Raw genomic sequence first — 14,457 nt, 5'->3', positions numbered from 1 at the left:
ACAAAATGTTGGATGAAATATAAAGAAGTGTGTTGGGTATTCCTATTTATTAAAATATTAATACAGGTGGTTTATATTATTTTTATTTTTAATTTTATTTTTTTTGTGGCTATTTTACTTTTATTTATTGATTTTGTTGGTTTTTATTTTAAGTTTTGCCTTGTGGTTCATTGATGGGTTGAATTATTTAATTTTTATTAAAAAAATATTAAATAGGTTTTTGGTGTGTGTTGTTTAGAAAAATAGATATAAATGCGAGCCAATGCGCATTTTTTTATCAAGATAATCACTTGATTCTTCCCTCCCTATATTCCCTTTCATACCGATGCTATAATCTTGCTATCAGCCAGGGAGCAAGATATGAATCACAATGGTTTGCGTCGGTTAATGTCAGGAATTAAAGGGTATCGAACGACTATAGTGGTCGCTGCGGCGTTGTTATTAGCCGCCTGTGATGACAGCAATAATAAGGGTGTGGTCACACCACCTGCGACTCAAACCAGTACCTCGGCGGCCAAAACACCGGCGAGTAAACCCCAAGATACGGTGGCGCTGGCGGCACTGGCAAAACGCCATGCGGGTCAGCCGCTCACCTTGCTGGATGCCTCTGAACTGCAACTTGACGGGGCCAGTGCCATGGTATTGACCTTCTCGCAGCCACTGAATCCAAATCAGGATTTCGCCGCGCAGGTGCATCTGGTTGATACCGTCAGTGGCAACATCGACGGTGCCTGGGAGCTATCCGACAATCTAATGGAGCTGCGTTTACGCCACCTCAAACCGGAGCGTAAATTGCTGTTGACTGTCGACAGCACGCTGCAAGGGGTCGGTGGCGCGCAACTGGGTGCACAACAACAGCAACAAATCACCACGCGTGATATTAAACCGAGTGTCGGTTTTGCCAGTAAAGGCTCTTTGCTGCCGGGCAAACTGGCGCAGGGCTTGCCGGTGATGGCGCTCAATGTTGATAACGTCGATGTTAACTTTTTTCGCATTAAGCAAAGCAGCCTGGCTAACTTCCTCGCTAACTGGCAGAACCGCAGTGCGCTCTCTAACTGGGAGTCGGACGAACTGCTGAAAATGGCTGATTTAGTCTATACCGGCCGTTTTGATCTCAATCCTGCGGTTAATACCCGTGAAAAGCTGTTGTTGCCCTTAGCCGATATCAAGCCGTTACAAGAATCCGGCATCTATCTGGCCGTCATGCAGCAAGCCGGTCACTACAGCTATACCAATGCTGCCACCTTATTTACCCTGAGTGATATCGGTGTTTCGCTACATAGCTACCATAACCAGATGGATGTGTTCACTCAGGCATTAGCCGGTGGTGCGGCATTGCAAGGCGTGTCACTGCAACTGTTGGATGATAAAGGCCAGGTGTTGACTCAGGCCGAAACCGACGGCAAGGGCCATGCGCAGTTGGAAAAAAACGCTAACGCCAAACTGCTGCTCGCCGCGCAAAATGGGCAGACCAGTCTGATCGACCTTAATGCACCCGCGTTGGATCTGGCCGAGTTTGATATTGCCGGTCCTGAGGGCTTCCAGAAGCAGTTCTTTGTCTTTGGCCCGCGCGACTTGTATCGGCCAGGTGAAACCTTAATTGTTAATGGGTTACTGCGCGATGCCGACGGTAAACCCCTAACAACCCAACCCGTTAAAGTCGATATCCTCAAACCGGATAATCAAGTGGTGCGCAGCTTTACCTGGCAACCACAGGATGGCCTGTATCAATACCAATATGCCATACCTGAAGGTGGCCCAACTGGCGAGTGGTCACTGCGCCTGAATTTGGGTGATAACCAGCCACGATTGTACAAATTCAAGGTAGAGGATTTTCTACCAGAGCGTATGGCGCTCGATATTGCTACCAGTAAAGAACCGATCGCCACGGACAGTGAAGCCAGCTTTGCCGTCACTGGCCGTTACTTATATGGTGCCCCGGCCTCGGGCAACCGTCTGCAAGGCCAATTATTCCTGCGCCCACTGCGTGAAGCTGTTGCCACGCTGCCCGGTTTTGAATTTGGTTCGATTATCGAAGAGAACCTCTCCCGCACCTTAGATGAGTTTGATACCACCTTAGATAACGAGGGGCAGACGAATGTTGCGGTGGATAACAGTTGGCAGCATGCCCAATCGCCACTGAAATTGATATTACAGGCCAGCTTGTTGGAGTCGGGTGGGCGGCCAGTCACACGCCGTGCTGAGCAAGCGGTGTGGCCTGCTGATGCGCTGGCGGGTATTCGCCCGCTGTTCAATAAACAGCAGGTTTATGATTACCGCAGTGACAGCTATAAATCACAGGCGATGGTGGATCAAGATACGCAGGCTGATTTTGAAATTATCTATGCTAATGCCAGCGGCGAAAAGCTGGCCGCCAATGGCATTAAAGTTAAGTTGGTACGTGAGCGGCGTGATTACTACTGGCAGTGGTCAGAAAGTGATGGCTGGCAGTCGCTGTTTGATAAAAAAGATCTGACTCTGGCGGAACAAAGCGTGAATATCGCCGCCAATGGGAGTGCTAAAGTCAGTTTCCCAGTGGAGTGGGGCGCATATCGAATTGAGGTCAGTAATCAGGATAACTCGCTGGTGAGCAGTTCTCGCTTCTGGGCCGGTTACAGTTGGCAGGATAACACCGCTGGCAGTGGTGCGGTGCGTCCTGATCAGGTCAAATTAACGTTGGATAAACCCGCTTACCGCCCGGGCGAAAAAGTGAAGTTACATATTGAAGCGCCAACGGCGGGTAATGGTTATCTGCTGGTGGAATCCAGCGACGGCCCGCTGTGGTGGCAGGAAGTGACTATTCCTGCGGGTGGCGCGGAGGTCGACGTGCCGATTAACAAAGAGTGGAATCGGCATGACCTGTATCTCAGTGCCACAGTGATTCGCCCGGGTGATAAATCACAACAGGCGACGCCAAAACGGGCGATTGGTTTATTGCATCTGCCGTTGGTGGATGAAACCCGCAAGTTGGCAGTGCAATTGGATGCCCCCGAGCGTATCCGGCCCAATCAAACTTTAACGGTAAAAGTGAAGGCCAGCCGGAGCGGCGCGCCGTTGCCGGAAAAAGTGCAAGTTTTGCTGTCAGCCGTTGACAGCGGGATCTTGAATATTACGGATTACGTCACGCCAGATCCGTACGACGCCTTTTTTGGCCGTAAGCGCTACAGCGCCGATCGCTATGATGTTTATGGGCAATTGATAGAAGGGCAAGGGCGCTTAGCCAGCTTGCGTTTTGGTGGTGATGGCGATGAGGAAGATGCGCTGTCCCGCGGGGGCAAGAAACCCATTACCGAAGTGACTATTGTAGCGCAGCAAGCCCAACCGGTGACATTAAACGCGCAGGGTGAAGGCACCGTTGAGCTGGCGATTCCAGACTTTAACGGTGAGTTACGTTTAATGGCCCAAGCCTGGAGTGATGAAGACTTCGGCAAAGCAGAATCGAAAGTGGTGGTGGCCGCACCATTGATTGCGCAACTGGCAGCGCCACGTTTTCTCGCCGGTGGCGACAGTACCCAACTGGCTCTGGACTTAAGTAATTTATCCGGTCAGGCGCAAACCTTAGCGCTGAAATTGGCCGCCAGTGATTTACTGGCGCTAAATGGCACGCAAGCTCAGTCAGTTACGCTGGCGAATGGTGAGCGTAAAACGGTACTGATCCCGGTTCGGGCGCTGAACGGGTTTGGGCAAGGTGATCTTGGTCTGACGATCAGTGGCATGGTACTGCCAAATGAAGAACTGCCAGATTACCAGCATCATTGGAAAATCGGCGTGCGGCCAGCCTATCCGGCCCAAACGCGCCATTTCGCTAATGTGCTGCGCAGTGGTGAAAGCTGGAGCCTGCCCGCGCAGGCTACGGCGGGATTGAGTGCTGAAACATTACAAGGTCAACTGCTGATAACCAGCCGCCCACCTCTCAACTTGGCACGTTATATCAGCGAGTTATACGCCTATCCTTATGGCTGTCTGGAGCAGACAGTCAGTGGACTGTATCCCTCACTGTACAGCAACCATGCACAGTTGACTGCGCTGGGTATCAAGGCCGATAGCGATGAAAAACGGCGACAGACGATTGATGTCGGGATTGAGCATCTGCTCAGTATGCAGCGCTACAACGGCGGCTTTGGTTTGTGGAGCAACGACAGCCCGGAAGAGTTCTGGCTCACCGCCTATGCCACTGACTTCCTCTACCGTGCCAGCCAACAAGGCTACAGCGTGCCTGTGGCGGCACTGACGGCGGCGAATACCCGATTACAGCGTTATTTACAGGATCCTAATCAGGTTGAAATTCGCTACAGCGAGCAAACCAAGCATACCCGTTTTGCGGTGCAAGCCTATGCGGGGCTGGTATTGGCGCAGCAGCAGCAGGCTTCGCTCGGTGCATTACGGCAGTTATATAGCCGTAACAGTGAAGCGCGTTCTGGCTTACCACTGGTGCAGTTGGGTGTGGCATTGAAATTGATGGGCGACATGCCGCGTGCCAAAGAAGCCATTACTCAGGGGTTAAATACCACACGCAGTGACAAAGATTACTGGCTGGAAGATTACGGTAGCCCGATACGCGATGATGCTCTTATTCTGGCGCTGTTAACTGACAACAATCTACTGCCGCAAGCACGTGATAGTCGTCTGCTGGCCCTGTCTGATGCCTTGACCAGCCGCAACTATCTGTCAACGCAGGAGAGCAATGCTATATTCCTTGCGGGGCGTACCTTGATGAATGGCGCTGAAACACCGTGGCAGGTTGCTATTGCGCCACAAGCTGAGCCAATTGCGGATAGCGTGACGCTGACCCAAAGTACCGCGTTAAACCAAAACTGGTCAGCATCACAACTGGCCGCGGGGATGCAACTGCAAAATCGGGGTGATACGCCATTGTATAGCCGCGTTGCTGTGGTGGGATATCCGCAGCAAACCCCTGCACCATTCAGTAATAATTTGCATATCACTCGTAGCTACATTGGGCTAGATGGCAATCCGTTGCAGTTATCACAACTGAAAAGTGGTGAGTTAGTCTTGGTGCATCTGGATGTTTGGGCCGATAGGCGGGTACCGGATGCGCTGGTGGTTGATTTGCTGCCTGCTGGTCTGGAACTGGAAAACCAGAATCTGGGCGATAGCAGCGCCAGTTTGGGAGAGAGTGCCAGCAGCGTGACTGAGCTATTACAGGATATGCAGCAATCGGATATCAAACATCAGGAGTTTCGTGATGATCGTTATGTCGCTGCCGTCAATCTCGATGGTTACCGTCACACCACGTTGCTCTATCTGGCGCGGGCGGTCACACCAGGCCTCTACCAGGTGCCTGCACCACAAGTAGAATCGATGTATGTACCCGATTGGCGTGCGCTGGGGAGTACTCCAGTGCAGCTTGAAATCGTTAAGTGAATACTCACTTCCCCTGAGTGGCGAAACAGTTGTCAGGGGAAGTAATACGATTCATGCGCAAAAATATCTATTCCCGCTATCGGCGTATGGGCTGGGCGTTGGCGCTTATCCTGGTGTTGTTTCCGGCCACTCTTTGGCTGGCAGATAGACTTTGGCCATTGCCTCTGGCCGAGGTCCAGGTCGCGCGGGTAGTGGTAGGCGAAGATGGCACACCGTTATGGCGTTTTGCCGATGCTGACGGCGTATGGCGTTATCCGGTGACGTTGAGTCAGGTTTCGCCGTATTATCTGCAAGCACTGCTCACTTTTGAAGACCGCTGGTTTTACTCTCATCCCGGGGTAAACCCATTGGCGCTAGCTCGTGCCGCCTGGCAGGATCTGCGCGCTGGTAAGATACTTTCAGGTGGCAGCACGCTATCTATGCAGGTTGCCCGCTTGATCGACCCACATCCGCGCACGTTAGCTGGCAAATTGCGTCAAGTCTGGCGTACTTTTCAGTTGGAATGGCATTTTTCCAAAGTTCAAATTCTCGAGATCTACCTTAATCGCGCTCCATTTGGTGGCACCCTACAAGGGATTGGCGCTGCCAGTTGGACCTATTTAGCTAAGCCGCCCTCTCAATTAACCGCGGCAGAAGCCGCATTGCTGGCAGCATTACCGCAAGCCCCTAGTCGGCTACGTCCCGATCGCTATCCTCTACGGGCAAAGGCTGCTCGAGACAAAGTGTTAACCCGACTGGCGGATTATCAGGTTTGGACAGCAAAGGATGTGGCTGATATTAAACAAGAAGAGGTCTGGCTGGCACCGCGTCAGATGCCACAATTGGCTCCTTTGCTAGCTCGCCGTTTAACCAGTGGTAATCAGCGCGAAGTGATCCACACCACGCTTGATACCGGATTACAGCGTCAATTGGAAGATATGGCGGCGAGTTGGCGTCACCAATTACCTGAGAAAACCTCGCTAGGCTTGCTGGTGGTTGACCATACCACGATGAAGGTGCGCGCTTATCTTGGGTCGGTGGATTTTCAGGACAACAGCCGCTTTGGTCATGTGGATATGGTCAGTGCATGGCGCTCACCGGGGTCGACACTCAAACCTTTCCTGTATGCCATGGCACTGGATGACGGCCTGATCCATGCTGAATCTTTGCTTCAGGACGTGCCACGCCGCTTTGGTGATTACCGGCCTGGCAATTTTGATACCGGATTCCATGGGCCGGTCAGTGCCAGTGAAGCTCTGGTGCGTTCGCTGAATTTACCGGCGGTTCAATTACTGGAAGCCTATGGCCCAAAACGTTTTACCGCCAATTTACGCAATGGTGGTCTGAACTTACGTTTCCCCTCTCACAGTGAACCCAGTCTGGCGGTCATTTTAGGTGGAACCGGTTCACGGTTGGATCAATTGGTTGCCGCGTATAGCGCTTTCGCCCGTGGCGGAATGGCAGCAACATTGCGTTTTGAACCGCAGCAACAAATACAAGAACGGCGACTATTCTCACCGGGAGCGGCATGGATTATCCGGCGTATTATGGCCGGTGAAGCCAGACCGTTACCGGATGATATTCTGCCGGCCAGCGTACCACTGGCATGGAAGACGGGTACCAGCTACGGCTATCGTGATGCTTGGGCTATTGGCATCAATGCGCGTTATACAATAGGCGTGTGGGTGGGGCGTCCAGATGGCACTCCGGTTGCCGGGCAGTTTGGTTATGCCACCGCAATACCGATACTTAATCAGGTCAATAACTTGTTGATGGCAGGATTGCAGCAAAGCATCCGCAGCTTACCGTCAGATCCGAGGCCATCGTCAGTCAGTCGGGAAGAGATTTGTTGGCCGGGTGGGCAACCGCTAGCAGTTGGTGATAGCAACTGTCGACAGCGGCGTCAAAGCTGGGTGCTCGATGGCACGGTACCGCCCACACTGACCGCACCCGGCCAGGAAAATATGCAGGGTAGTCAACTCAGTATCTGGCTAAATCAGCAAGGCGAGCGGGTTGCCGCGGATTGCTTAGGAGCCAAGCCAACGCAAGTGGCCTTGTGGCCACTGCCACTGGAGCCATGGTTGCCACTGGCTGAACGGCGTAATCAACGGTTACCCGCCGCAAGCCAGCAATGTCCACCGCAAGGGGAAGGTAGTGCTGCGCCATTACTGATTTTAGGTATACGTGATGGTGCTGTCGTTAAGCGCTTACCTGGTCATAATAGCCTTGATCTGCGCCTGGTGGCGCAAGGCGGGAGAGGTCAACATTGGTGGTTCCTCAATGGTGAGCAAGTAGCGGTGACCGAGAATAATCAATCATGGGTACAAAACTTATCTGTGCCGGGAGGTTATCAGCTTAATGTATTGGATGAAAGTGGCCAGGTGGGTAATATAATTTTCCGTATGGAATAGTAATATTGATAAAACTAATTAATAACAATGGTTAATTGGTTTTTGTATTTGTCATTTAAATAACATTCCTGTGATAAATAAAATGATATCAATGCTTTTATTAGCTAGATAAAGTAATCACATCACGATTTTTGACACTGTCATTTATTACTGGGGATTATTAGATGAACCATAATTACTTGATAATATTTTTCACGCTAATATTAACTGCAAACGTTTCTGCTCAACAGACAAAAGTGTGTTTCTTTGCTGATGGTGGCTATCTGGGTAAATCAATTTGTGCCAGCCAAGGACAAGAAATTGGTGATCTTAAGGAGGAATGGAATGACAAGATATCATCTATTTTTGTTCCATCGGGTATGATTGTTACGGTTTATGAAAATAATAATTTCTCAGGCAAGGCATTAACATTTAGAGATGATGTCGATTTACTCTCCTCCCGCAGTTGGGCTGATTTAAATAATGAAATTAGTTCCTTTAGAGTTAGAAGTGCTGCCTGTTTCTATGAGAAAGATAACTTTTTAGGTGAATCAATTTGCCTATCTGGTAACGAATACATTGATCTTTTCAATAATACTGATCGCCGTAGGAAACAATCACATATTTTAAACCCACTTAATGATCAAATTAGTTCGATAAAACTACCACAAAATACCCAAGTGACAGTTTATAAAAATGATAATTATAGTGGCGATTACTTTATTCTGACTGATGATTACTCAGCTTTTGACTTGCAAAAAATAGGCATGGATTATGATATTAGTAGCATTCAGGTTTCTCAGCAAGAATATTTTATTTGCGACCAATATTGTGTTGTAAAAGATAAGATGATTATCCCGATACAATACACTTTCGGTGACTATTGGGGTGACGAACGAATAGGTTCAAAACAAACCTTGGTCAGTTTTCATTTGGATAGTAAAAATAATTATTCTGTAGGAATAGTCGATGGTGGTATATTTAAGATAATGGATCGTGAGCTTTTTTTCATTCATGAAAGCAGTAATAATAGCGCTATATTCAAATTGAGCGATGAAAGCGATACATTATCAATGTTATCGACATTTAATGGTGGTTATTTCGAAGTTCAATTTATGGAATCTATTGGCGAACAGGCAGTCGATTACTATCCATTGATCACCTATTTATTCGATGCGGATAAAACGGATGTTAAATTCTTCATTAATAATAACAGTAAAACTGAACCATTAATTATAAATAAAATAGTGCTGACGGCTGAAAAAAATCAAAGTCGGGCAGGGCGCAGTTTTCTTGGGAAAAGCGCTTGCTGGTTACTTCCCCTGCTTAATATTTATAATTATGTTGTCCAAGGGCGGTGTAATCAGGCAGATCAGTTTGTCACCAATATTTATGATTTTTTCAGTGGCGGTAACAATAAGATATTGCAAGTATCCGGCTCTTCGAAGCCCCTCCCTAAATTAATGACGAATGAAGCGTTGTCTGCTGACGTGTTCTTGGCACCGCTGCCAACTGAGGCGGTTGGCATATTGACTCAAATTAATTCTGATATGAACGGGAAATCATTGACGGTACCGGCCAGTGCGCTGGCCTGTAAAGTTTCAATGAAAGATGAAGTGCTGCCTCATCTACGTTTTCGCCGCCAGCTTATTCCCCCTTGTATTGATTGGACATTGAGTATTTTGACTGACTTTACCATGCTCTTTGGTGACAGTCTTGACAGTTGGAACGCCGAAAATTTTGGTCGGGTTATTGAGCGGATTATCAGCGCAGGCGATACCGGCTATGCGGCATCAGACACAGTGACCGATGCGCGGTTTATTGAAAGTGTCCAGCTCTATGTCGCTAATAATATTGATAATGCGATACTGTTAAAAACAGCATTTGATTTTTCACAGCTCAGCTATGCCGATTATTTATATCGTAATGTTCTGGATTCTAGCGCCGAAATACCACAAGTAGCACAAATACTACCTCAAGGACGCTATGAGTTGGCACTGCAAAATTTCCAGTTTGTCGAAACCATCCCCAGAAGACGGGAAAACAGTCAATGGCTAGAACAGCCTGAAATGCATTTTGATATTGAAATCATTAGCGGCGTTACCGAAAACTCGCTGTCTGCCAGGCACAATATCCTCCCGTATATCGAAGAATGGGAACGAGTTTACAGTCGGGCCTGGCACACCTTGAAAACTGAGACGGATATTGAAAGCATTGACAATCCCAATGTGTATAAAGGGATGGATGCGGTTATTTCCGCCTCGAGTCTGGTGAGTGACGTGGTGCAGAGTTGGCTAAGAACGGCCCGCGATGATTATATCTATGTGATTGTTCGTTTATCAGGGGTGGTCATTAGCATCACGCTGGCAGTGGATATTAATGAGTTTGATGTTGGTGTTGCCGGTTCATTGACTGACCCAGCTTACGTGCTTTATCCAATGGCTGAAGGCACTATCAGAGGCGCAGGTACCGCGGCTATCAGAGCATTAGCCGACTATTTGGCCAAAAAAGGGAAACGCGCACTGGTATCGGATGTGATCAGCCAACCTTCAGCCATTGTGAAAAAAAAGGTAGGCTTTCAATTTATCAATGAACTTTGATATTAATAACGTTTTGCCTACAAAACACTGCGAGTATGACAAACGGTTTTTTATGCAAAGTGTGAGTTGTGCGTAAAAATGAGTAATTAAGATAAATATTTTTTAATGAAATGTTGTGATTCCCGTATGCAAGCGTTAATCACGCACCTATAATCGGCGGCCACTGTACAGGGGTCGGCATAATTTTGTAGTAAAGGAACCGTTCGCCAGCCAAGTTTATATCCTTATTTAGGGTATTTAGCGGGGCAGGTTCCACGTCCGGTCAATATTAGAAATTCAATAGAGGTTATCATGGCTTTAGAACGTACTTTCTCCATCATCAAACCCAATGCTGTTGCCAATAACGACATTGGTGCCATTTATGCGCGTTTTGAAAGTGCTGGTTTCGAAATCATTGCTGCAAAAATGCTGCACCTGACCAAAGAACAAGCAGAAGGTTTTTACGCAGAACATAAAGGCCGCCCGTTCTTCGATGGTTTGGTTGAATTTATGACCTCTGGCCCAATTATGGTACAAGTTCTGGCAGGCGAAAATGCCGTTCAGCGCAACCGCGATATCATGGGGGCTACTAACCCAGATAACGCACTGGCGGGTACTTTGCGTGCTGACTTTGCCGACAGTTTTACCGCTAACGCAGTACACGGTTCTGATGCGGTTGAATCAGCTCAGCGTGAAATTGCCTATTTCTTCGCTGCGGATGAGATTTTCCCCCGTCGCTAATGAGTTGATTCTGCGTAGGAATGGCCGAGATTTAATCAACTGAAACAATAAAGTTGCCCGGACACCTTTCCAATCATGGAATCCATGCTCTAAAATTTGTACAATGCCGCGCCCCGGTGGAGACATCTCTCCCGGGGCGTTCTATTATTTATTTATCGCCGTTTCGAAAGCCTATCCGGTTTAAAGCGCAGCGCCGTAAAGTGTAACAACGAGGCCACGACAACTCATGTCTGAACAATTACTAACTTCATCAGCGCCAATTGCTGCTGCCCCTACGCCTGACAGCACGGTCGTCACCACCGCGCCCGTCACTGGCAAAATTAATCTGCTCGATTTAAATCGTCAACAAATGCGCCAATTTTTTGCCGAAATGGGCGAGAAGCCTTTCCGGGCAGATCAGGTCATGAAGTGGATATATCACTATTGCTTTGATGATTTCGAGCAAATGACCGACATTAATAAAGTGCTACGCGCCAAATTGCAGCGGGTAGCAGAAATCCGTGCACCGGAAGTGACTGAAGAGCAGCGATCAACGGATGGCACCATTAAATGGGCCATCAAAGTTGGTGATCAGCAAGTTGAAACCGTCTATATCCCGGAAGGCGACCGCGCAACACTGTGTGTGTCATCCCAGGTAGGCTGCGCACTGGAGTGTAAATTCTGCTCCACGGCACAACAGGGCTTTAACCGTAACCTGCGGGTATCGGAAATCATCGGTCAGGTATGGCGTGCGGCCAAAATTATCGGCGCAGTAAAAGCCACCGGTATCCGCCCAATCACCAATGTGGTGATGATGGGGATGGGTGAACCTTTGCTCAACCTGAATAACGTGGTGCCGGCCATGGATATCATGATGGACGACTTTGGTTTCGGCTTATCTAAACGCCGTGTGACCTTGTCTACTTCCGGCGTGGTTCCGGCGTTGGACAAGCTGGGTGATATGATTGATGTGGCGTTGGCTATCTCATTGCACGCGCCGACCGATGATATCCGCGATGAAATCGTGCCAATCAACCGTAAATATAATATTGAAACCTTCCTGGCTGCGGTACGGCGTTATTTGGATAAATCCAAAGCCAATGGCGGGCGGGTTACCGTCGAATACGTTATGCTGGATCACATCAATGACAGCGTGGAACAAGCTCATCAACTGGCGGAATGTCTGAAAGACACACCATGTAAGATTAACTTGATCCCATGGAACCCGTTCCCTGGCGCACCTTATGGCCGTAGTTCAAACAGCCGGGTGGATCGTTTTTCTAAGGTATTGATGGAATATGGTTTTACCACCATTGTTCGTAAAACGCGTGGTGACGATATAGATGCTGCATGTGGCCAGTTAGCGGGTGAGGTGATTGACCGCACCAAGCGTACTTTGAAAAAGAAAATGGCCGGTGAACCTATCGCTATTAAGACAGTCTGATTGAAAGTATTGATTTGTTCTATATAACTAATTGTTATTTAACTTATAATTTGTTAGATGCTCAATACTGAAAAAGCTATACCCTAAATAATTCAAGTCGTGAGTATCGCGAACGAGCATGACGCTGAGGTATGACGGGTATCTTCACATATAAGGACAATTGAGAAAGCATGAAGCTGACAAGACTGTGGAGAGTTTGCCTGATTGCGACCGTATTGGCTGGTTGTTCCGGTTCATCGCCGGAAAAGGTTAGCCAACCCGCCGCCGGGCAGACGCGTTTACAACTGGGTTTAGAGTATTTGGCGCAGGGTGATCTTAATGCCGCGCGGCAGAATCTTGAGAAGGCTGTAGAGGCTGATCCACAGGATTATCGCGCTCAATTGGGTATGGCGTTTTACGAACAACGTATCGGTGAAAACAGTGCCGCAGAGCAGCGTTATCAGCAAGCGATGAAACTGGCACCTGGAAATGGCACGGTACTGAATAATTACGGTGCGTTTCTGTGTGGTTTAGGGCAGTATGTACCGGCCCAACAACAGTTTAGCGCAGCAGCGCTGCTGCCCGATTACGGTCAGGTGGCAGATAGTCTGGAAAACGCTGGATATTGCTTTTTACGGGCCAATCAAAATGACCAGGCTCGGATACTGTTGAGTCGGGCATTGAAGTATGATCCTGATAAAGGTGAGCCGCTGCTTGCAGAAGCTCAAAGGCATTTTGGAGAAGGGAATCGCGCTCAGGCGCAACTATTACTGGATGTTTACCAACATACACTTCCGGCCAGTGCTGAAAGTTTATGGTTACAAATTCGTTTCGCCGCGCTAGCAGGCCGTCAAGATAGTGTTCAACGCTATGGCAAGCAGCTTGCGCGAAGTTTTCCACAATCCAAACAGTACCAGCATTTTCTAGCTAATGAATACTGAAGCCTCCCAAGATCAAACTGTTCCAGAGACGACAGGTGTGCGCCTGCGTCAAGCCCGCGAAGCTCTAGGGCTAACTCAGCAGACGGTTGCAGAACGTCTGTGTTTGAAGGTATCCACAATCCGTGATCTTGAGGAGGATAAAGCGCAAGCTAATCTCGCCTCAACATTCCACCGTGGTTACATTCGTTCCTACGCCAAACTGGTTCACCTTCCTGAAGATGAACTGTTACCTATGTTGGCAAAACAAGCACCAATCAGGGCAGCAAAAGTGGCCCCAATGCAAAGTTTTTCATTGGGGAAAAAGCATAAAAAACGTGATGGCTGGTTGATGAGTTTCACCTGGCTTATTGTGTTGGTTGTGCTGGGGTTGACAGGAGCATGGTGGTGGCAAAATCATCAGGCGCAGCAAGCAGAGATAGCCACTATGGCTGATCAATCCTCTGCCCAACTGTTGCAAAATGGCGGGCAATCTGTGCCGCTGTCTGATGAGAATAGCGATCCTAACGCGCCGACCGATACCCAGGCTCCGATTGCGAATAGTCAGCCTGCCTCTACACCAACGGCAAGTGGTACTGCACCGGTAACAAACAGTACAGCACCTGTGGATACGGTAAATAACCGTGTCGAGACAGCAACTAATCAGGGAGCGACTCCGGCGGAGTCTGTGGTTGTTTCCCCGAGTCAGGCAGTTGTGCCTGATGCTTCTACCGCGCAATCACCACTACCTACAGCAGACGCTGGGGTAAATGGTGCGGCATCATCTGTGGGTTCATTGGTAATGAACTTCAAAGCTGATTGCTGGTTACAGGTTGTTGATGCGAGTGGAAAAACATTGTTTAGCGGTATCCAAAAAGGAGGCGCGACCCTCAACCTATCGGGGAAATCCCCTTATAAACTGACTATCGGTGCACCTGGTGCGCTGACAATCACATATCAGGGTAATCCGGTTGATTTGAGTAAGTTTATTAAGGCTAATCGCGTAGCGCGCCTGACTGTCGGTGTAGAGTAATATTGTGGTTTTGACAAACTATGTTGTGGTT

7 protein-coding genes are annotated in these 14,457 nt (G+C 48.6%); all 7 read left to right on the top strand.

Features of this window, described 5'->3' with window-relative positions; all coding sequences use genetic code 11:
- Positions 1–360 precede the first annotated feature (360 nt).
- The 7 genes from Q2T71_RS15385 (at position 361) to rodZ (ending at position 14,426) form a co-directional block, all read left to right on the top strand.
- A complete protein-coding gene (locus Q2T71_RS15385) occupies positions 361–5,385 on the top strand; it encodes an alpha-2-macroglobulin (RefSeq protein ID WP_372559668.1) in 5,025 nt (1,674 codons plus the stop codon).
- A 53-nt stretch (positions 5,386–5,438) separates the two neighbouring features.
- Positions 5,439–7,775, top strand: a complete 2,337-nt coding sequence (gene pbpC / locus Q2T71_RS15380) for a peptidoglycan glycosyltransferase PbpC (protein ID WP_372559667.1) — start codon at positions 5,439–5,441, stop codon at positions 7,773–7,775.
- A gap of 164 nt (positions 7,776–7,939) precedes the next feature.
- On the top strand, positions 7,940–10,354 hold the full coding sequence (locus Q2T71_RS15375) for a peptidase inhibitor family I36 protein (RefSeq protein WP_372559666.1): 2,415 nt from the start codon (positions 7,940–7,942) through the stop codon (positions 10,352–10,354).
- A 291-nt stretch (positions 10,355–10,645) separates the two neighbouring features.
- Positions 10,646–11,074: a nucleoside-diphosphate kinase gene (gene ndk / locus Q2T71_RS15370; protein WP_372559665.1), complete on the top strand. Its 429-nt coding sequence runs from the start codon at positions 10,646–10,648 to the stop codon at positions 11,072–11,074.
- Between the two features lie 226 nt (positions 11,075–11,300).
- Positions 11,301–12,497, top strand: a complete 1,197-nt coding sequence (locus tag Q2T71_RS15365) for a bifunctional tRNA (adenosine(37)-C2)-methyltransferase TrmG/ribosomal RNA large subunit methyltransferase RlmN (protein ID WP_372559664.1) — start codon at positions 11,301–11,303, stop codon at positions 12,495–12,497.
- 170 nt (positions 12,498–12,667) lie between these two features.
- Positions 12,668–13,417: a type IV pilus biogenesis/stability protein PilW gene (pilW, locus tag Q2T71_RS15360; protein ID WP_372559663.1), complete on the top strand. Its 750-nt coding sequence runs from the start codon at positions 12,668–12,670 to the stop codon at positions 13,415–13,417.
- Positions 13,407–14,426, top strand: coding sequence for a cytoskeleton protein RodZ (rodZ, locus tag Q2T71_RS15355; protein WP_372559662.1), 1,020 nt, complete (start codon positions 13,407–13,409; stop codon positions 14,424–14,426). The genes pilW and rodZ overlap by 11 nt, the downstream gene beginning before the upstream one ends.
- Positions 14,427–14,457 lie beyond the last annotated feature (31 nt).

Origin of the sequence: Yersinia sp. 1652 StPb PI (genome assembly GCF_041538345.1) — a bacterium.
Taxonomy (GTDB): domain Bacteria; phylum Pseudomonadota; class Gammaproteobacteria; order Enterobacterales; family Enterobacteriaceae; genus Yersinia; species Yersinia enterocolitica_E.
Note: the sequence above shows the minus strand (reverse complement) of the source record. Positions and strands in the feature narration are given on the sequence as shown.